This is a genomic window from Psychrobacter immobilis (genome assembly GCF_003148585.1).
Classification (GTDB): Bacteria; Pseudomonadota; Gammaproteobacteria; order Pseudomonadales; family Moraxellaceae; genus Psychrobacter; species Psychrobacter immobilis.
Genome location: NZ_QGGM01000005.1, coordinates 21,775 through 42,097, shown reverse-complemented (window position 1 = coordinate 42,097; position 20,323 = coordinate 21,775). Strand labels below are relative to the sequence as shown.

Below are 20,323 nucleotides of genomic sequence, written 5' to 3'. Positions count from 1 at the left end.
AAGGTAAGTTATGGATCAGTTTTGGACGCAGCATTATCCTAAAGGGATAAATGCACAGATAGCGCCGCCACATAATACATTGATTGACATGTTTGATGACAAATTAACAGAATATGCCAGCCATGAATTTATCACCAACATGGGAGTTACTTATACTTATGGGCAAGTGGATAGCATGTCATTGGCTATTGCGGCTTGGATTCAAAGTCTGGGTCTAGCAAAGGGTTCGGTCATAGGCATCATGATGCCCAATGTCAACCAGTACCTGCCTATTGTCATAGGGATAATTCGCGCTAGTATGGTCACAACGCTCATCAATCCACTGTATAGTCCTCGTGAATTGAGACATCAATTGGCTGACTCAGATACTGCTGTATTATTTATATTAGAACCATTTTGCAAAACGTTAGAGAAAATTATCAAAGACACGCCTGTCAAAACCGTGGTCATCAGCAAGATTGGCGATATGTTAGGAGTAGTGAAAGGTGCGTTTGTTAATATCGCTGCCAAATATGTCAAAAAAGCCATTCCCCGTTATCAGCTGAAATCCAATTCTCATTATACCGTGACTCGCTATAAAGCCGTTTTAAAATTCGCCAAAAAATTAAGCTATTCTCGTCCTACCATTCACGCGGACGACTTATTAATGCTGCAATATACTGGCGGTACGACAGGTGTTGCCAAAGGTATTTTGATTACCAATCAAAATGTTGTGACCGCCACTTACCAGTTTGTCGAATGGTTCAAGCCAGTCTATGACGCCATGTCTGATAGTACTCAAATAAATACCATTGTCGCTTTACCGCTGTATCATATTTATGCGTTTATCTGCTCAATAGTTGGGTTGAGTGTGGGTCAGCATCTCACACTGGTTACCAATCCACGTGATATTGAAGGGTTTATCAAGATATTGCGCAAGCGTCCTTTTCATCTATTGCCTGGTGTTAATACTTTGTTCCAAGCCCTGCTGATGAACCCAAAATTTAAGGAGCTGGATTTTTCTGCATGCAAATTAACTGTAGTTGGTGGTATGGCAGCGACCCCTGAAACTGCTAAGCGCTGGCGTGAAGTCACAGGTCTGCCTATCCTCGAAGGCTGGGGTATGTCTGAGACGCTAGGCGTGGGTACCGCCAATCCATTTAATGGCACTGAATATAGTGGCAACGTGGGGTTACCTCTGCCTAGTGTCGATATCAGTATCCGTGATGATGATGAAAATATTCTTGCTATAAATGAAGTTGGTGAGATGTGCATCAAAGGTGACAATGTCATTACTCATTATCATAATATTGACAATACGACGTTTTTTACTGCTGATGGTTACTTAAAGACAGGTGATATTGCATCTATGAACGAGCAGGGTGCTATTAAGATATATGACCGTAAAAAAGACATGATTATCGTCAGTGGTTTCAACGTTTATCCTAACGAAGTAGAAAACATCATTGAGGAGCACCCTAAGGTTGCCGAATGTTCAGTGGTGGGTATCGATGATAAGTTGCAGGGTCAGTCGGTCAAAGCCTATGTTGTAAAATCTGATGATAGCTTAAATGAGGATGATATTAGAGCGCTGTGCCAAGCAAATTTGGCCGCCTATAAATGCCCGCGTCATATCGAATTCATAGACGAGTTACCCAAATCAACTGTCGGAAAAATACTGCGTCACAAGCTGAGAAAATTGGCTCAGGAAGCGTAACAACTATTCAAGAGAAACATTGCATGGCCATTTTACCACTACAGCATGACCATCATCAGTCGCAATAATTAATCACCAATAACCATTATTTATACCGATATTCAATGAGAGTAAAAGCTCTTGATACAATTTACCGCCTCCAATCAATGACGCTCACGGTTAGTTTGTTCCGTCTGAAAATGTAAATGATCGATTCGCCAGCTATTTCTGTAAGGGCTCATTTAGCCATTAGCGATATACTCAATGAAGTATGCAAAAATGACAATACCGCGACCGCTGATAGTGAAAAATGGACGGATGCTGCCTTTAATACGTTTAAATCAGCGTTGGCATCAGCCTATACCAAGGACACGGTAGCAACCTTCGATGGCATGCTAGATTTTTTCAATCAGTTAAAGCAGTCGGGTAGAAAAGTCGTGCTAAATACGGGCTACGATATTCAGACTGCCAATAAAATATTAACTATTTTAGGATGGTCAGTGGGTCGTGATATTGATGCTTTGATTACAGCAGATGATGTGCACAATGGTCGTCCTGCACCAGATATGATTACCCTTGCTATGGACAAGTTTGGGATTGAGCATTCGCAACAGGTATTGAAAGCAGGGGACAGCGGCATCGATATCGAAGAAGGCAAAAATGCCCATTGTGGTCTATGTGTTGGGGTGCTGACTGGTGCTCAAACCCATGTGCAACTGGAAAAATATTCACCAGATATCGTGCTTGAGAAGCTCACGGATCTAGCGGCATTGATCTAGAGTATATCCTCAATTTAATTGAGGCGTCTATATGGGCTAAAAATGGCTAGATTAAGACATTGGGTACTTTAATGGCGCATTTTATAAGGAGAGAAATCATTACATGGTTTCTCTCCTTCTTCTTTTATAGAAGTAACAATAAACATAAGGACAGGCAGGCTTATCGATTTTCGAACAGCATAATATGTGGAATACTTGTCTTAAAACTTTAGCCCGCGCTACTGCTGCTCTAATGCTTTCAGACCTGCTTTGGCGATGTGTACATCTTCGCTGCCATGTGCGCCGCCCACCCCAATACCACCAACTACGATACCATCGATATAAATGGGCACGCCACCATCTAAGATAAGGATGTTTTCATCCAGATAGCGTAGGTCTTCAGGAATCGTGCCGTCTTTGATGCCTTTGGCGATGACCGCCGTTTCTCTTTTTTGTGAGTTTGCGGTATAGGCTTTTTTGTAACTGGCACGCACGGTATGCACGCCTGCGCGGTGATCTCTGAGCACTGCTAAGGTTTGTCCAGAGGCGTCAACGACGGTGACAGATACCATCAAATTGTTGTTTTTGGCTTCTAATGCGGCGGCATTCACCATGTTTTGTGCCATCTCGCCAGTCAATAATGGAATGGTTGCCATCTCTGCTCCTTGAGTTATTACGTTTGGTTTGATCACTTGTACTTGATACTGTGAGTGTGAGGTGTTGGCACACGCGGAGATGGACAACAGTGAAGTTGCAAGCGCGGCATAGATAACGAGTTCTTTCATAATCAGCCCTTTCATAATTAATCCTTGAGGTTGTTTTGAATATTGCATGACGTGACTCAATACGCCTGAATCAAAGCTTAGACAAGTTAATTGCCTGATGATAACTTGCTGGGGCAAACTTGATGGTGACAAACAGCATACCGATAAGGCTGATCAATAGCATCCACCAAACCGCCTTAAAACTGCCAGTCGACTCGCGAAGCACACCTGCGACATAAGGCGCGATGGCGGTAATAATAAAGCCAATGCCTTGGACAAATGCTGCCAGTGCCCCAGCGAGTTTGGGTTTGGACAAATGATCTAACGCGACGGTCAATGTCAATGAAAAGCAAGCACCAAGACCACAGCCAATCAAGGCAATCTACAAGATGAGTAAAGCTGTCGGCATGGTAATCAAACCTATAAATCCAGCAATTTGTATCCCTACGGCAAAAAACAACCAAGGTCGGCGGTCGAGACGATGGGCGGACAACATTGGAATAACCAGCGCACCAATGACCTGAAAAATCGTCATGATACCGATCAGCTCGCCACTACTTTGCGCGCTCCAGCCCAAAGTCTGCGCATAGCTTGGCAACCATGCAATCATACAAGCATATCCAGCGTTTGCCAGACCAAAATAACTTGCCAGCAGCCAAGCACGGCGATTGCCAAAAAAGTTGATTTTTACCCCGTCGTCTCGATTTTCCATCTGCTCGGAGGGGCGTCGCCACCACAGCACGAGGGCAAAAACTGGCACTATCAGCCAAATACCCAAACCGGATTGCCAACTGCCGTAATGTTGAGCGACCACAGGACTCAAGATAGCGGCAACCCCGCCACCAGTCATCAGTGCGGCAGAGTAAACGCCCATAGCAAGTGGTACACGCGCAGGATACCAACGCTTGACCACACCAGGTGCCATTGCTTGCACGATGGCGATACCCGTGCCGCCTACTAAGGCACTGGCAATTAGCATCCCTCCCGTGTCTAACCACAAACGCCATAAACCCGCGAAGGCAATCGCAAACAGACCACCTGTGATCCACGCGCTTTCACTAAATCGTCGCCCAATCCAAGGCAACAGTAGCGGAAATATACCCATACATAGCATGGGCAGCACCACCAATAAAGAGGCGGCTTGCAAACCCATCGCTGTGCTTAGGCGAATTTCTGTTAGCAACGGACCAGTAGAAGTGATCGTTGGGCGCAGCGTCATCGCCAACCCAGCAATCACCAGCATAGGAAACAACAAGGTCAGTATCGACGAACGCGCCGTGGAGGAGATATGATCGGTACTCATGAATAATATAAAATCCGTATTAAGAAAGGCAGTACCAAAAAATCACCGCCTGAGTCGCCAAAAAAGCCGACGTCACTATATGCCGAACGCCGACTTTTTCAATAAGTACTACTTTTACAAACCGCTGATAAAACTGCTGTTTAAAGCGTCATTTAAAAAGGTTTGAACGGTAGGAACTTACCATCTAGAGTAATTACTGCGCGATCACCACCTTCAGGATCAGCCACTTTTTTGATATCCATTTTGAAATTAATGGCACTGATGATACCATCACCAAATTGCTCATGAACCAAGGCTTTTAGCGTGGTGCCATATACCTGCATCATCTCATAAAAACGGTAGATTGTCGGATCAGTAGGAATCTCACTACCAACGCTGCCTCGTGATGGAATACATTGTAGTAACGCGATGGCGTCCTCATCAAGTCCTAAAGTTTCACCAACTTTTTGGGCGGCATCAGTAGGTAGCGGATGCTGACCTAGCAAAGCGGCAGTGACAAAGACGTCACTCAAGCCTGTTCCTGAAGCGATTTGCTCAAATGACAGGTTCTTTGCCGCTTTGGCAGCAATGATGGTGTCCGTTAATGTTTGACGTGCGGTGTTGCTTACTTGAGACTGAATCATAATAATACCTTTTGAGGTTGGTGGTGGTTATTGGGTTAATGATGCTTATGAATCATTTGGGTTAATTGATTTTCTGATTATGCATAGTCATTAATAATGACAGTTATATAACGCTAAACGGCGACTGCCAGTGGCGATATCGGATAAGCGCGAACCTCAGTGTGCGTTGCCAATGAGACAAATTCATTGGTCACGCCATCTAAGGCATCGATATCACCGGACTCGATATCGTAAACCCAGCCATGTAGTGCCAAACGATTTTCTCTTAGCGCCAAACGTATAGACGGATGGGTTTTGATATTTTCGATTTGGGCGATGACATTTTCACGAACCATAGAGGCGACCCGCTCGCTATCACTGGCGTGTTCACGGGCTTCATTGACCACCCGTGCTGAGTCAGCGTAGCGTAGCCAGCTGCCTACCGCTGGCATATGATCCATGCAGGTGCAGGTGCAGTTGGCAATTGCAGTCATCGCGCCGCAGTTTGAGTGCCCGCAAATCACCACATCCGTGACTTTCAAAGCGGTAACAGCATACTCAACTGACGCCGATACACCGCCAGGCTCAGGACCATAAGATGGGACGATATTGCCCGCATTGCGAATCACAAACAGACCACCGGGTTCGTGTTGAGTAACGAGCTCAGGTACTAAGCGGCTGTCTGAACAAGAAATAAACAGCGTGCGCGGGTTTTGTTTGGTCGCCAAATTTTTGAATAAATCGGCGCGCTTAGGATAGGCGTCACTGTGAAATTTTAGAAAACCTTCAATAATATCTTTCATCGCGGTGGTCTCTGTGTAGTTGATGAAAGGAATGATACGCCGCTATCGTTATAAGGTAAAATACTAGTATATTATGATGTCGATAATAATTACTTATGACCAAACCTTGATCAATCCCTAATCCACACGAGATGACCCATGATTCTTCGGCACATTAAGTATTTCTTGGCAGTGGCAGAGTACCAAAGCTTTACCCAAGCAGCAGCGTCTTTGTACGTCTCACAGCCAGCGTTATCACAGCAGATTAAGCAGTTGGAAGAAGGTCTATGCGCGACTTTATTTGATCGCTCTGGTCGCCGTGTCACATTGACTGATGCCGGTGACGTCTATGCGCGCTATGCCCATAGAGCCTTGCAGGATTTGGAGGAAGGACGGCGCGCCATTCACGATGTGCAGGATCTCAGTCGCGGTGCGTTGCGGATTGCGATTACGCCTACTTTTACCACGTATTTGCTTGGACCTTTAATCAAAGCGTTTCATACTCGTTATCCGAGCCTTACGCTAAGCGTGCAGGAGATGTCACAGGAGCAGATGGAAAAGCAAATACTCGATGATGAGTTTGATGTGGGTATTGCTTTTGAAAATGTGCAGTCTGCCGATATCGATACACAAATCTTGCTGATAGAGACGCTTGCACTGGTTGTTAGTAAACATCACCCTCTTGCTAAGCAAATGGCGATTGACTTGCCAACGCTAAACGCGCAGTCACTGGTATTGCTGAGCCGCGAATTTGCCACGCGCGAACAGATTGAGCATTATTGTCGCCAGCATGACATTGCGCCAAACGTACTGATGGAGGCAAACTCGCTAAGCGCAGTGATCGAAATGGTTCGCCATACCCAACTGACCACCTTATTACCGTCCAACATCGCTCATAATTATGATGAGCTGGTGGCGATTACCTTAGCGCCGTCTTTGCTCCAGCGTACAGCGGTATTACTACAACGAAAAGGCGCGTATCAGAGCGCTGCTACCAATGCATTTGTTGCGTTGGCACATGAGGTCTGTTCGAACACGGTTGAATCCAATGCACTGTTTTTCAAATAGAATAAACTTAGAAAACGAACGGTCACGATGAGATAGGCAAAAGGCCAATGATGCAAACCTTAATTCACTACTTTTTTCACTTCGGCATGCCTTTAGTCGTCGCTTATGTGTTTTTTCGCAATGATTATAAAAGGGTTTATCTGATACTGCTCGCCACTATGTTGGTTGATTTGGATCATCTGCTAGCAACGCCTATCTTCTCGCCCAATCGCTGTAGTATTAACTTTCACCCGCTGCACAGTTACTATGAAATGATAGTATATGTGGCTATGTTAGTGCTGCCTAAGCCATATAGAGTCATAGGTTTGGGCTTACTGTTGCATATGCTGACGGATCTGAATGACTGTGTTATGACGTATACCCAAATCCCTCAAGCGTTGGATGATGCGCCAGCTCGTGAGCTGGTCATATGGCTAGCAAATAGGTTTAAGTAGTATTTTTAACTTTCCATCGCATGCTCATTAATTCCGTATTTATTATAGGAACCTTATATTTTCTAAAGAATCGGATTATTTACTGAGGATTTAGTTCTGCACTAGGCCTAAATTCAGTATTCAGACAATAAATATAGACAAAAAAAGCCTCACTTATTAATAAGTGAGGCTTTTTTATTGAGTGGCTAGTTTAGCACTCTATATGGCAATGATTATTTGGCAACCGCTTTAAAATTCGCTACTTGGTTTGCATTGGTAATGGTCAAGACAGGCACGTTATTGGCGTTTTTGCTCATGCTATATTTACCATTTACGGTTGCTAGCGCAGCGCTATCAAAGCTTGCTTGTGGGGCAGGGCAAGCCATTCTTGTGCTTCTTACTGGACCCAATGTTACCTCGCCATTTGCTACCTTATATTCAGCACTCATATTGTTACAAGTATTCATCAAAGTAACGATATTGCTCCCATTCGCCGTCACAAAATCGAGGGTTAATGGTTCGGCTGGATTAAAGAATAATGGAGTAATGGTCTCGCCCTTGGTGTTTTTGGCATCCACGAGTTGCCAATGATAGGCTTGCAAGGCATCCAAGGTAATAGGCTGGGTAACGGGTGCACTTGGCGTAGATGTGGTTTGACAACCTGCTGCCAATGTTCCCACTGCTAAAACGCTTACCATCATTACCTTGGTCATATTTTTCATATAAAGTCCTTTATTGCTTCAATTATTATATAGAGACATTTATCTCAAAATTATTGTGCTCGCTGCCCCAATAACTGACATGAGACGCTAGCAGATGCAGGCATTATTACAAAGTAATGATAGCGATACAAGCGCCAGTAACCATTCAAATACCAAGTTGTTTTTATGTTGATAAATCTTTAGCACGGCTCATTGCTATTAGGCGACCACGTCATTACGTTGAGATAGCAGATGGTTTGCTGGAATAGGAAACACATTGTCATAAATCCAGTTATAAACAAAAGCATGTACCAAGTAAAAAGTAGCCATTGTAATATCCATGAGAAAGGCTTGCCAAAGGCTGATGCCTAAGTGCCACGCAATTATTGGTAGGAATAATAACAGCAAACCACCTTCAAATAAAAAGGCATGCAACATCCGTAGTGGAACCGTCTTATGTACATTGCCACGTAGCTTCAGCATACTGTGGTCAAATAACAGGTTATAAAAATAGTTCCACAACGTCGCGATAATCGAAGCAGCCACGGCGATAAGACCTATCGACTGAATATCAAAGCCAAATAACCAGCTTGCCAACGGTACAAATATAATTAAACCTATTATCTCAAAACCCAAAGTATGACGAATACGATCTTTCACGGTGCGCATGAAGCTTCCTAGTTGAATCAGTTATTTTCGCGCCTATTGTATCTGTTAAACTATTATAACCAAGTTAGAACCTATAGGATTTTTAGATAGATGAGCCTTTCATTAGAGCAATTGCAAGCCTTTGTCGCCACGGTAGAGACCGGTTCTTTCTCAGCCGCCGCCCGTTATCTAGGCAAGGCGCAGTCTGCTATTAGCACGGCGGTGTCAAATTTAGAAATTGATTTGGACAACAGCTTATTTGTCCGCAGTGGACGCTATCCAGTCCTAACGCCAGCTGGAGAGCGCTTACTGGTAGAGGCGCGAGTGATACTAGAGCGTTGTGAGCATTTTCGCGGGGTGGCCAAAAGTCTGGGCGAAGGAGTAGAGAGCCGATTGGTACTGGCGGTTGATGAGCTGTATCCCGAAGCAACGTTGGGCGGCTTGATGGAAGAGTTTTCACGCCGATTTCCTAGTGTGGAGCTGGAACTATTGTTTCCGCTGATGGAAGATGTCAGCCGCTTGGTGTTAGAAGATCGCGCCGATTTAGGCATTATGTGGCGTCAAGAGATACTACCTTCAGCGCTGAATTTTCATGGGCTTGGTTGGGTGTCGATGAAAATGGTGTGCGCGCCGAACCATGAGCTAGCTCGTCAGCCAGTGGGATGGGAGGAGTTGAAACGCTATCGGCAATTGATGGTGGCAACACGTAACCATAGCGAAGAAAAAGCACGGTTGCGAATAGCATCTGATGTCTGGTGGGTTGAGAGCCAGTGGGTTATCGTTGAGCTGGTACAGCGCAATCTAGGCTGGGCATTCGTGCCTGAACATGTGGTAGCCAGTGCCTTGGATAATGGTTTTTTAGTCGAGCCAATATTGGACTTTAACGATCATGATTGGCCAGTGGCTTTAGAAATTGTATGGCACAAGCAGCGTCCTCTAGGTAAAGCAGCTGCTTGGTTGAAGTCGGCTGCGATTGCGCTAAATAAGTGATATTGAGCAGTCAATAATAGTGAGTTTTAAAGGGTCGTCTATTTATTGCAGGTGCACTATCTATAAAATTTATAGTCTCGCCTATAAGCTTGAGTAGGTTATAAATTTAGACGGTTTTTAATATAAGCGCTTTAGTGGTCAAGTTATACTATGCTTCAATCCAAATTATGTTTTCAACTGAAATATGCGATACAGCTGAGCGACAGCAGTTGTCGCCCGCTTTAATTAGACGCTTTATTTTTCTCAATTTTTATATTATAGTTACTGAGTTAGGACGTAATTCAGTCAGGAAAACAGCAACATAGAGTTAACCCTCGAGGCGCAACGCTTCACCCTATAACTTCGCTATTGCTGTTAACTATCAATACTCTGGCTGGCATTAATCATTATTTTTCTAATCAACTAAACCCAAGCTACTCATAAATCATAGCTGTCATATCAATGATGGCACAGATTTCATATTGTTAAAAATAAGTTTAAATAACTTCTAAAGTCATCATTGACAAATTCACTTTACTTTTTAACGTTGCTCTAAAAGCGGCGGACAAGCTCGGCTGACTTAAATTTGTTCTGAGAATCAAAAAAATTAAAAATACTACAAGCTACTGATATTCAAAATAAATTAAAAAATAAGGACAGTACTATGACAAACACAACTAACACTTTTGAGCAAAAACGTATCAATAATTTAAATTGGTCAAGTGGATCAAAACTGCCTAAATCCATTCAAGATAAGGTACAAACTAAATCAAAGATACCGTTATTTTATCTGCATAATGAGTCTATCAATAACTATGAAGATGATATCTACTTTGTGAATAATAGTGATGAGACATTGAGCTTTGTTGCTCCCTATGAGCTGATGAAGAGAGATTTAGATTATCCTGAGGTAGTGGTTGCTGCCGAACCAAGTGAACGTGACATATCCCTCACTTATACTGATGTATTGCCCAAGCAAGGCGTGAGAATTGATCGTCAACATATCATCTATGATAGTGATTATCTCAATCAGATTATTGTCTATACCATGAGTCGTGCTAGCAAGGAGATGTGGGGAATATGGCGTTTGAATGTGTGTGAAAAAGGCATGTTTTCGTCATCGTACCCATTGCTCTGGGAGGAGGGTATGAAACCCTCACACGTTGTAAGTGCCGATAAACTGAATGATCCCAAAGATCGTCCTATTTTGCCTTGTGTATTGCCCATACGTCAGCAGTTATACCAAGAGTGGGTCAATCATTATGATAAGGCGAGTGCAAGCTTAATGAGGTCTATCACCGATATGATCTATCGTTATGACTTTGGTATTGTGGGATGTTATTACAATGATACTTGGGATGAGTACAGCAGTGAGGCAGAGCAAATCGCTAATCGTCTGATTCAAGGTGATGCCGATAGCGTAGATGAGGTTCTCGCGATGATGATTGCGGTCTATGACGTGTCATTTGGTGCTGGATATACGAGGATTCCTATGGATGTCGCTGAGCGCATTTATGGTCTATGGTTGAATTATAAAAGTAATGCTAATAAATAAAAAAATCCTTAAAAGGAGAGCACTATGATGTTTCCCATTGAAAATAATGACACATTTTTACTATTCTTTCACGGTCTTGATTCAAGCAATGAAACCACTAAATATACTTGTATTAGCCGTGAGCCCAAAACCTGCCAAACCGTCAATTATCGAGATAATTTCAACGAGATTTTCGATATTTATGAGGCGTTAATTTTAGAAAAAATGAAGCAGTATCCGCGAGTCGTCTTGGCAGGGCATTCACTTGGTGGCTGGTTTGCCAATCATTTCGCCCACAAATACAATTTGCGTGCGCTATTAATAGCGCCTTGCATTTATCCCAGTGAGGTTTTAGCCGATCGCATACCAGACGTGGCTGATATGAAACTGTCATTTCCGACCTCGAATACTGAGATGATAAGAGTCATGGTTGAGGTTGATGATGAATGCTTAGATGTGGCCATCGCTAGACGAACGCTGGTGAACTTGCCTGAGAGCTGGGAAGTAGAGTATTTTGAACGTGGTCATCACCGTATCGCCCGTAGCGAAGATATTTGGTATCACTTGGTACATCTGTGCGAAGACCCCATTGTCTGGATGGATGACGCGACATATCATGGTGAAGATTAAATACCATCAGCCTTGCAGTAAGGCCTTATTAATTACTATTATAAAGAACTAAAAACTATCGTGGGTTTAACGGTTTGCCAAGTTCTTCAATAATCACTTAGCAAACATTGCAACTTCCAGCACGATATAAAACCACTCTGGTAAAGCGCATGAGCCTGTACTCCGGCAAGGTTACCCATGCCTGATTCGATGAGCCTATATAAGCTTATTCTTATTGTCGGAGTTCAGGAGTCACCGATGTCTCATATCAATAGCCAAAATCTCACGCCTTCCAAATATACTCATCGTTATACGCCGCGGCATCCTTTGGCAAAAGAGGCGGTTAGCCAAATAGAGAAATGTGAACGACGTTCGCAAGATATTGTCCAAGCCATGGGTTATCCGCCAAAACACATCATATCTGCCTGTGATCGTCTGCGTCATGTATTGTCTAGCGACATACTAGGACTTAATGCGACAGATATTGATAGCTACTTTACTGCTCATGAATTCTTAAAAGCACTATTATCCGTGCTCGATATAAAATACGACACCTTTGCAGAGGATATTGCGCAAATCCAATATGACTTGGCGCATTATCCTTATCCGCTACCGCAATATCAATTGCGAGCGGTCATCGACTTTACATGGAGTGAGGGCGCTAACTGGATGTCGCGCGGCGTGGCTAGCAGTAAGGCTGTTGCGTATTTACCGCAAAATATTGCCAAAATGAATGCGGCAAAACGTGAGTTGGTGATTCAACAATGTCTGGCTGCGCATTATGCAGAATATAACGGTCACTTGCCGTATAATGGTGTGATTAACGGTTATCAACTTATCATTGAACAGCGTCATGAGATGGTTGATAGCATCGAGTATGATCTGCCGCAGTGTGAGTAGGATGTGATACATCACTCATCAATTGGTAGCATTAACATTTAACACAGCATACCCAAATAAAAAGGCCGTCCCCAATGACCGATACTAATCCTTATAACCCGTATAATTTTTTACCTTTACAGTCGACTGGTAGAAACGAGACCGATACTGCCAACACTTATGCGCCTGAAGACATGATTAAAATATATGAGCAGCAGTTTCTTATTCCAGTACCTGAAGAAAAGCTGACCGAGTTTTTACCCGCGCTAAAGAGTTTTTATGATATTGACAATCATACGTTAGACGTCAGCGCCATTATTTTTGACGCAATCGCAGACGCCTCTATCATTTACAATCATAAGGTCAAAACAGGACGCTATGAAATTCTAGGGGAGTTGGTAAAAGAAGCGATTGAATATGATGAAGACAATAAAAACGACAAAGATGCAGAAGACAAAGACATTCAAGCCTATACACTAGAATGTAAGCGTACTTTTTTCATTAATGAGGTAGAGATACCTTATCATTTCAACTTGTTTATTTATGGTGACGGCTATTCTACTTTGACCAAAAAAGAAACCGTGCTAGAAAAAATGTACTGGTTCGTTAGAGGAAGATTTGAAGAAAATCTATTAGACGACACTGAAGATAATGACAGTTTAGACTCGATCAATGAGCAGCTAGCCAGTTTGGGTATTCGGGAAATGGATTTGACAACCATAGACGAAGTAATAAGCTATGTGGAAGACAGTATCATAGATGATGCCATGGTAGAGGCGCTTAACAAGTTATTAGATGCTGCTGAGTAGGTAGCTATCCGTAAAATTGATGTCAGGACAACACGTTTTAACGTCAATTTTTATAAGAGCCGTTGTAAAAGACTATTGATATAAGGCACATTGCTATGCAACAAACACAGAATTCTGTGGATCAAAGACAAGATATTGTAGAACACAGACCCGTATTTATGCCGAGAACCAACAGTGACAATCTGGTAAAAACAGACATGGTTAGGTTTGAGCGGCATGTGGGGTTTGCCAGTCGCCAAAAGAAAAAATCCATCAATGATATGCATCAAGTCATTCGCAAAAAGTATGGCTTTAGTCATGTCCTTGAGCTATCGAGCAAGTCTGGCAATAAATTGAGTTTTCCGCTGAGTCCATTGAGCTTGAAGCTAACAAATGAACAAGATGGGCAGCAGTACAGTGTCGAAAATGCCTTTCAAAGCAGTATGGTTTTTGAGGATGGTGGTCCCTATACTGACTTGTTAAGTGCGCCGCCAAGACAAGCCAGAAAGGACGAGCGCTTAATGACCTCGGGTGAACTGATTGGCTATAATTATTTTGGTATGGAGTGGAGCGTAGAGCCATTGACCACATTTTATGATTGGCTCTATGTGAATGCCCTAAAGCAAAACCCGCATTTGCATGAAGAAGTTATGCAATATCAAGCCTTTACGGATCGTGAGTTTAATCCTAAAAAGTCTATCCATTGTGCGGCTTATGCACTGGCGATGTTTGTGGCGCTCAATAAACGCGAGTTGCTCGATAATATTGAAGACCCCGCAGTATTTTTTAATTTATATCATGAATTCAAAATAAGTAATACTGAGCAGCTTTTGGAAGCGGGTTGGGTTTGATCGTTAGAGCGGTAATTTATGTAGTAAAAATTATCAAGATAAACTTATGCTAACCAAGTGACTTTATGATATATGAGAATAGCCAAGCTTGTCTTGGCTTTTTCATGCCTAAAAAATCAAGCACCTTAGTCTGGTTGATTTTAGCGTTATATATTTCAATAGGACACTTATTACTCTTAATTATGTAGATGTGATATAAACTTACGAATACTAGGGCATGTCCGCATTTTAAAAGTGGCGATAATATTGAGATATTAGTCAGCTATTTGACGCCGTTTGGCAAGATTTAGCCATTTTTAACCCATTTATATAACTATCGATTGAATTGAGGACACGCCCTAAGTATGACTGTAATTCTGGAAAACTAGACAAAAAAAATCCCCACTTCTTATTTAAGGAGTGAGAATTTTAGTGCTTTTTTAAGCCATATTTGGAGCGGGAAAAGAGATTCGAACTCTCGACCCCAACCTTGGCAAGGTTATGCTCTACCACTGAGCTATTCCCGCTAATTATCAATTAACTATCGTCAGTTGATGAAGGCGTATTATACGCAGTTTTTTGAACGTGTCAACAGTTAGTATGAAAAAAAGTAAAAGATAGTAAATTGGCATATTATCCTAGCCTTCATCTGTGATATAACAGATTGTTGTAATCTATATTCCAAAAGCTTTGCTTTCTATAAATAGGCTGGAATACAGTTTTATAATGACTTTAACCATATTAATCATTTTCATGATTTATAAAGATAACACTTAAGGATAAGTACTATGAGTCAACAATATACCATCGCTGATTATTTGTTTGATCGTGTCGCAGAAGCAGGCGCGTCAGAGATATTTGGCGTACCTGGTGATTTCAACTTAACTTTTTTAGATAATATTATTGCCTCTGATAAGCTGCGCTGGATGGGTAACACCAATGAGTTAAATGCAGGTTACGCAGCTGACGGCTATGCACGTGAGCGCGGCTTTGCGGCGATGGTGACGACCTTTGGGGTGGGAGAATTGTCAGCGATTAACGCGACCGCAGGCTCTTTTGCTGAGTATGCACCAGTGCTACATATCGTAGGCGCGCCAAGTACGGCTTTACAAGATTCAAAGCGCCGCATCCATCACTCACTTGGTGACGGCGTGTTCAATCATTTTATTAAGATGGTAGAGCCGGTCACGGTAGCACGAGCGCAGCTTACCCCTGAAAATGCTGCCTCAGAAATCGACCGTGTGATTCGCTTAATTCTTAAAAAACATCGTCCAGGCTATCTGTTACTATCGCCTGACGTTGCTCGTCAACCTATTTATCCACCGACTACAAAGCTTGTTGATAGCCAAGAAGACATCACCAGTCAAGCAGCATTGGCAGATTTTAAACAAGCGCTCATAGAGTTTCTGCCAAACAAAACCACGACGCTGATGGCAGATTTGATGGTGCATCGTTTGGGACTACAGCCGCAGCTTAAGGCATTGATTGCCGATACGGATATTCCCTATACGACGTTATCATGGGGCAAAACTTTGCTTGACGAAAATAGTGAACGTTGGGCAGGGACTTATGCTGGCGTGGCATCACGTCCCGTGGTCAAGGATGCAGTCGAAAACTGTGAGTGCTTAATAAAAATAGGTGTGCAATATACCGATACTACGACGGCAGGTTTTAGCCAAGATATTGATGAAAGTACAGTGGTTGATTTGCATTATGAGCGCGCGAGCATTGCTGGCAAAAACTTTGCGCCCATTGCCCTAAAAGACGCCCTAAAAACGCTACATGAAGTCTTGACCTCAGATATTAATATTGTGCCAAAGCCGTTCTGTAAAGAAGTCAAGCCGCATGAGCAGCAGGGTAAGGACAGCGAGGCTATTTTTCAAGATGATCTATGGCATATCATTGCCGATCATCTAGATCATAATAATTTGGTGTTTGCAGAACAGGGAACGGCGTATTTTGGCATCAGTGATGTGCGTTTACCAGAAGGCGTGACTTGTTATGGACAACCAATGTGGGGCTCGATTGGTTATACGTTGCCGGCAAGTTTGGGTGCGGCTATTGCATCGCCAAACAAGCGCAGTGTCTTATTGATTGGTGATGGCTCAGCATTATTGACCATTCAAGAAATCGCGGTGATGATTCAAGAGCATATCAATCCAGTGATTGTACTGATTAATAATGATGGCTATACCGTGGAGCGGGCGATTCATGGTGAAAACCAGCGCTATAATGACATTCCTAAGTGTAACTGGCAGATGATGCCAAAAGCTTTTGGTGCCACCGATGATAATAGTCTGCTGCTAAAAGCAGAAACAGCAGGCGAGTTAAAAGCGGCTCTTACGCAAGCAGCAGCTGTAAAAGACAAATTGGTTATGTTGGAGGTCATCGCTGATAAGCATGATATCCCGCCACTACTCGCCGATATCAGTGCCGCACTGAAGCCAAAAAATGATTGAGTGAGTAATAGAAAACTCGCTTCATAAAAATGAATAGCCCCATTGCTAGATGGGGCTTTTTGCACGTTTTTATCATATAGATTAATTAATCAGCTATTGCTCTTATGTCGGTTTGCAGACTTTAGTATCATGGTGGATTGGGCTATTTCCAGCCCTTATCATTCCATAGGAGATGACCCCGTCGTGATTTGGTTAAAAATGCTTATTGGTGCTCTAATGGTATTGGCGATTCAATTATTCGCGCGAACCAGATTTTTTTATTTGGCAGCACTCGCGCCACTGTTCCCCACATTTACGTTAATCAGTCACTTTATTGTGGGTACTGAGCGTAGCCCCGCTGATTTAAAAGTCGCATTAATATTTAGTATGCTCGGTGTCATACCGCATCTTATTTATACCTTTGTGGTATTTTTTAGCATCGGTTACGTCAGCTTATATAAGGCATTACTGTTCGGCGTTGTCGCTTGGACAATAGCCGCAGCGATTTTGGTCCTTACATGGCAGTACATTCAGGCTTAGTTGTGGTTAGAAAAAAACGTAAACTCTGTCAAAGGGCAATATATCAAAGGTATATATGAAATTCAGTACATATTTCTACAGATAATTTTTATAGATTCGGTCGTAGATGTTATTCTTAAGAGCGATTTTATGGTGCTACCTGTAGCAAACTAAAATTAGAATTATCGCGATAACTCCATTCATTACAATTTATAAAAATAGGGCTTAAAAAAGATGGATACCTTAAATATCATCTATCTCGTAGGGGCATTGTTAATTTTCGCCAGTATTATGGCAAGTACGTTATCGGCGCGCTTGGGCGTTCCGCTATTGCTGTTGTTTTTGATCGTAGGGATGTTGGCTGGCGAAGATGGTATTTTAGGTATCGAGTTCGCCCAATACGGGCTTGCTAATTTCGTTGGGCAGGCAGCTCTTGCTTGTATCTTGTTAGATGGTGGGCTACGCACATCTTTTAAGTCATTTCGAGTGGGTCTCAAGCCTGCTATTACCTTAGCCACTTGGGGCGTACTTGCGACGGTAATGATACTGGGTATATTCGTCACTTGGCTACTCGATGTTGATTGGCGACTTGGTTTGTTGATGGCGGCCATTGTTGGTTCAACCGATGCAGCAGCGGTGTTTTCGCTATTGCGTAATGGCGGCGTCAAACTTAACGATCGTGTACAGGCTACATTGGAGCTAGAATCGGGCGCGAACGATCCTTTGGCTATTTTGCTGGTGACAGGATTAATCGCTTTAAATGTTGATCCCGCTGGACAGACAATACTGGGCTTTTTAGGGTTGTTATTACAGCAGCTTGGCTTTGGTTTGGGCATGGGCTTACTGTTTGGTTATTTATTGGCAAGGCTATTACCAAAAATACACTTGGCAGAAGGTATGTATGCCATTTTGATCATGTCTGCTGGCTTGGCAGTCTTTGCCGCGACTAATCTGATTGGCGGCAGTGGATTTCTGGCAATTTATCTCACTGGTGTGCTAATTGGCAACCATAAAGTGCGCTCAACTGAGCATGTGATGCGGGTGATGGATAGCTTTGCGTGGTTGTCACAAGCGGTATTATTTGTGGTACTAGGGTTATTGGTGACGCCATCGCATGTGATTGATGTTTGGTATTACTCCGTCGCGATTGCAGCTTTTATGATTTTTATTGCTCGCCCTATTGCGGTCTATACCAGTGTGAAACCCTTTAAATTTAAAGACAGAGAAATCGGCTTTATTTCTTGGGTAGGTCTGCGCGGCGCGGTTCCTATTACGCTTGCCATATTACCGGTGATGGCGGGAATAGACGGCGCTTTTATGTTGTTTGATATTGCTTTTGGCGTGGTGGTTTTGTCTTTGATTTTACAAGGCACGACCATTCCTTTTATGGCAAATTTATTCAAAGTGCGTATTCCTAGTAATAAAGATCCAGAAGAAGAGCATGAGGTTTGGGTATCTGACAAAGCAAGCATTACTTTATATGAGTTTGAAGTAAAGTCAGGGGCATTTGCGATTGATCGTCATCCAATGGCCATCTCTAAGCGCATAAACCCTGATGAAATCAGTGTCTTTGCCTTGGTACGCAGGCAGCATATTATCGTTGTTGATGAAAATACCAAGCTCAAATGCGGTGATAGGGTGTGGTATGCGATGACAGGAAACCACGCCACCCAAATTGCTAAGATTTTCAACGATACGACCCTTGACCATAAAGCCATGGATGATTTTTATGGCGATTGGCTGCTATCTCCAAGCGTGAAGCTTGGAGATTTGCCGTTTTTTACTGGTATTATGGCGTCTGAGTCGCTTGTCGATAAACTCAAATCCAAATCTGAGGACAGCGCCAAAAGCATGTGGGATCAAACGGTCGCTGAATATATCAATGATAGCTTAGAGATAAAGCCAGTATCGGGTGATACGGTCGACATCAATGACGAATGGTCGTTGGTCATAAAAGAAGTGGATGATAAAGGGAAGCTTAGAACCATTGGTTTAAAGCATCTAGAGTGATTAACAGCAGGGTAGCTATGTAGCTATTTGCCGTCATTATTCACAAAAGACGTGTCATTTGACTTAAGAAATCGGCGACTTGTTTGTGTAAGTTTTCTCGATAAGCCCAATGATGCTTGACCTCGTAACTGGCCTCATTGGGCAGTAGTATTTTCATCAGTCCCATTTCTTCATAACGCTTGGCTAAATCATTAGGCAAGTAACCAACATGATGACCCGCCAGAATGAGCTGCGCAGTTGCCTCCATATGATAAGTGGTGGCACTCAAGGTTTTTGGGCGGACATGATTGATACTCAAATCGGTAATATAGCCTCGTTTTATCCATGGATAGTTTTGTTCCAAATCCTCAAAAGTTAATCCTTCTGATTCATAAAACAATCGATGCTCGCGTCCACAGCAGACCACCTGCTTCTCAATAAAGGCTGGCTGAAAAGTGAGTAGTGGCGGAAAACTGCCAAAATATCCCACACCAATATCACTCTCGTTGCTTAGCAGCTTCTTTAGCATGCTTTCAGGGCTTTGCACATCGATAGAAAAGTGGATAAGGGGATTGTCAAGATAGCTAGCAGCCAAGCATTGGCGCAAAGCATCATAAAAAAACGTCGGCATCTGGTCAATGAGACACAGTCGGATATGACCGCCACGCACCGAATCCAATTGGCGAATATAGTGTAGTTGATGCTGAAAACTGGCAACCGCTTCAGTAAAGCTCAAACAGGCTTCATAAACCGCTGCGCCATCTTCTGTCAGCTTAAAACCCGCGCGTCCGCGATGACAAAGCGTCATGCCTAAGCGATCTTCTAAATGGGTCAAATGACCACTAATGACAGAGGTCGTCACATTTAAGCGAGACTGTGCGGCTGTCACGCCCTGACACTCTACAATCGCTATAAAGCTACGCAAGGTTTTGATGTCTATTTTTATCAATTCATCTAGCATCGGTCATTATTCCTCAGTACCTATGATGTCTATCAAAATGAATCTTCTATTTATCACTTCTCTAACATCAAATTTATATCAAACTTCTGATAA

Annotated in this window: 21 protein-coding genes and 1 tRNA gene; 13 read left to right on the top strand and 9 right to left on the bottom strand. The window is 42.9% G+C overall.

Annotation, left to right across the window (positions count from 1 at the left end; genetic code table 11):
* Positions 1–10 precede the first annotated feature (10 nt).
* Positions 11–1,696: an AMP-binding protein gene (locus C8D84_RS05980; RefSeq protein ID WP_087816209.1), complete on the top strand. Its 1,686-nt coding sequence runs from the start codon at positions 11–13 to the stop codon at positions 1,694–1,696.
* Between the two features lie 185 nt (positions 1,697–1,881).
* On the top strand, positions 1,882–2,454 hold the full coding sequence (locus C8D84_RS05975; RefSeq protein ID WP_087816206.1) for an HAD family hydrolase: 573 nt from the start codon (positions 1,882–1,884) through the stop codon (positions 2,452–2,454).
* A gap of 218 nt (positions 2,455–2,672) precedes the next feature.
* Here the strand turns inward: C8D84_RS05975 and C8D84_RS05970 are convergent, their stop codons facing one another.
* From C8D84_RS05970 to C8D84_RS05955, 5 genes are all read right to left on the bottom strand, one after another.
* The gene (locus C8D84_RS05970; protein ID WP_228244495.1) at positions 2,673–3,233 is read right to left on the bottom strand and encodes a GlcG/HbpS family heme-binding protein; all 561 of its coding nucleotides are present in this window, start codon (positions 3,231–3,233) and stop codon (positions 2,673–2,675) included.
* Between the two features lie 55 nt (positions 3,234–3,288).
* The gene (locus tag C8D84_RS13855; RefSeq protein ID WP_228244493.1) at positions 3,289–3,573 is read right to left on the bottom strand and encodes an MFS transporter; all 285 of its coding nucleotides are present in this window, start codon (positions 3,571–3,573) and stop codon (positions 3,289–3,291) included.
* A gap of 6 nt (positions 3,574–3,579) precedes the next feature.
* The gene (locus C8D84_RS05965; RefSeq protein WP_228244492.1) at positions 3,580–4,500 is read right to left on the bottom strand and encodes a CynX/NimT family MFS transporter; all 921 of its coding nucleotides are present in this window, start codon (positions 4,498–4,500) and stop codon (positions 3,580–3,582) included.
* Between the two features lie 152 nt (positions 4,501–4,652).
* Complete coding sequence (gene cynS, locus C8D84_RS05960; RefSeq protein ID WP_045451487.1) at positions 4,653–5,123, bottom strand: cyanase; 471 nt, start codon at positions 5,121–5,123, stop codon at positions 4,653–4,655.
* Positions 5,124–5,236: 113 nt separating this feature from the next.
* Positions 5,237–5,905, bottom strand: a complete 669-nt coding sequence (locus C8D84_RS05955) for a carbonic anhydrase (protein ID WP_109590781.1) — start codon at positions 5,903–5,905, stop codon at positions 5,237–5,239.
* A gap of 138 nt (positions 5,906–6,043) precedes the next feature.
* Between C8D84_RS05955 and cynR the strand changes: the two genes are divergently transcribed.
* Both cynR and C8D84_RS05945 read left to right on the top strand, forming a co-directional pair.
* A complete protein-coding gene (gene cynR, locus C8D84_RS05950) occupies positions 6,044–6,952 on the top strand; it encodes a transcriptional regulator CynR (protein ID WP_109590779.1) in 909 nt (302 codons plus the stop codon).
* A 47-nt stretch (positions 6,953–6,999) separates the two neighbouring features.
* Positions 7,000–7,386: a DUF6122 family protein gene (locus C8D84_RS05945; RefSeq protein ID WP_087816199.1), complete on the top strand. Its 387-nt coding sequence runs from the start codon at positions 7,000–7,002 to the stop codon at positions 7,384–7,386.
* A gap of 212 nt (positions 7,387–7,598) precedes the next feature.
* Here C8D84_RS05945 and C8D84_RS05940 read toward each other — a convergent pair whose 3' ends face one another.
* Together C8D84_RS05940 and C8D84_RS05935 are read right to left on the bottom strand one after the other, a co-directional pair.
* Complete coding sequence (locus tag C8D84_RS05940; RefSeq protein ID WP_087816197.1) at positions 7,599–8,087, bottom strand: META domain-containing protein; 489 nt, start codon at positions 8,085–8,087, stop codon at positions 7,599–7,601.
* 198 nt (positions 8,088–8,285) lie between these two features.
* Complete coding sequence (locus tag C8D84_RS05935) at positions 8,286–8,735, bottom strand: PACE efflux transporter (protein ID WP_045445595.1); 450 nt, start codon at positions 8,733–8,735, stop codon at positions 8,286–8,288.
* A 90-nt stretch (positions 8,736–8,825) separates the two neighbouring features.
* On the opposite strand from C8D84_RS05935, the gene C8D84_RS05930 reads away from it, so the two are divergent.
* The 6 genes from C8D84_RS05930 to C8D84_RS05905 all read left to right on the top strand — a co-directional run bounded on the left by C8D84_RS05930 (position 8,826) and on the right by C8D84_RS05905 (position 14,344).
* Positions 8,826–9,704, top strand: a complete 879-nt coding sequence (locus C8D84_RS05930; RefSeq protein WP_087816195.1) for a LysR family transcriptional regulator — start codon at positions 8,826–8,828, stop codon at positions 9,702–9,704.
* A 643-nt stretch (positions 9,705–10,347) separates the two neighbouring features.
* On the top strand, positions 10,348–11,238 hold the full coding sequence (locus tag C8D84_RS05925; RefSeq protein ID WP_109590777.1) for a hypothetical protein: 891 nt from the start codon (positions 10,348–10,350) through the stop codon (positions 11,236–11,238).
* 24 nt (positions 11,239–11,262) lie between these two features.
* Entirely contained in the window at positions 11,263–11,847 is a 585-nt protein-coding gene (locus tag C8D84_RS05920; RefSeq protein WP_109590775.1) for an alpha/beta hydrolase, read from the top strand.
* Positions 11,848–12,084: 237 nt separating this feature from the next.
* Positions 12,085–12,726 (top strand): hypothetical protein, encoded by a 642-nt coding sequence (locus C8D84_RS05915; RefSeq protein ID WP_109590773.1) that lies wholly within the window; start codon positions 12,085–12,087, stop codon positions 12,724–12,726.
* 74 nt (positions 12,727–12,800) lie between these two features.
* Positions 12,801–13,514 (top strand): hypothetical protein, encoded by a 714-nt coding sequence (locus C8D84_RS05910; protein ID WP_087816186.1) that lies wholly within the window; start codon positions 12,801–12,803, stop codon positions 13,512–13,514.
* Between the two features lie 95 nt (positions 13,515–13,609).
* On the top strand, positions 13,610–14,344 hold the full coding sequence (locus C8D84_RS05905) for a DarT1-associated NADAR antitoxin family protein (protein WP_407691873.1): 735 nt from the start codon (positions 13,610–13,612) through the stop codon (positions 14,342–14,344).
* A gap of 431 nt (positions 14,345–14,775) precedes the next feature.
* On the opposite strand, the gene C8D84_RS05900 is transcribed toward C8D84_RS05905, so the two are convergent.
* Positions 14,776–14,850, bottom strand: a tRNA-Gly gene (locus C8D84_RS05900).
* A gap of 261 nt (positions 14,851–15,111) precedes the next feature.
* Between C8D84_RS05900 and C8D84_RS05895 the strand changes: the two genes are divergently transcribed.
* The 3 genes from C8D84_RS05895 (at position 15,112) to C8D84_RS05885 (ending at position 19,290) form a co-directional block, all read left to right on the top strand.
* Positions 15,112–16,782, top strand: a complete 1,671-nt coding sequence (locus C8D84_RS05895) for an alpha-keto acid decarboxylase family protein (RefSeq protein ID WP_109590772.1) — start codon at positions 15,112–15,114, stop codon at positions 16,780–16,782.
* A 183-nt stretch (positions 16,783–16,965) separates the two neighbouring features.
* Positions 16,966–17,301 carry a GlpM family protein gene (locus C8D84_RS05890; RefSeq protein ID WP_227676080.1) on the top strand — a complete coding sequence of 112 codons (336 nt, stop codon included), beginning with the start codon at positions 16,966–16,968 and terminating at the stop codon, positions 17,299–17,301.
* Positions 17,302–17,514: 213 nt separating this feature from the next.
* On the top strand, positions 17,515–19,290 hold the full coding sequence (locus C8D84_RS05885) for a potassium/proton antiporter (RefSeq protein ID WP_087814202.1): 1,776 nt from the start codon (positions 17,515–17,517) through the stop codon (positions 19,288–19,290).
* A gap of 40 nt (positions 19,291–19,330) precedes the next feature.
* Here the strand turns inward: C8D84_RS05885 and C8D84_RS05880 are convergent, their stop codons facing one another.
* On the bottom strand, positions 19,331–20,230 hold the full coding sequence (locus tag C8D84_RS05880) for a LysR family transcriptional regulator (protein ID WP_087814201.1): 900 nt from the start codon (positions 20,228–20,230) through the stop codon (positions 19,331–19,333).
* Positions 20,231–20,323: the final 93 nt, after the last annotated feature.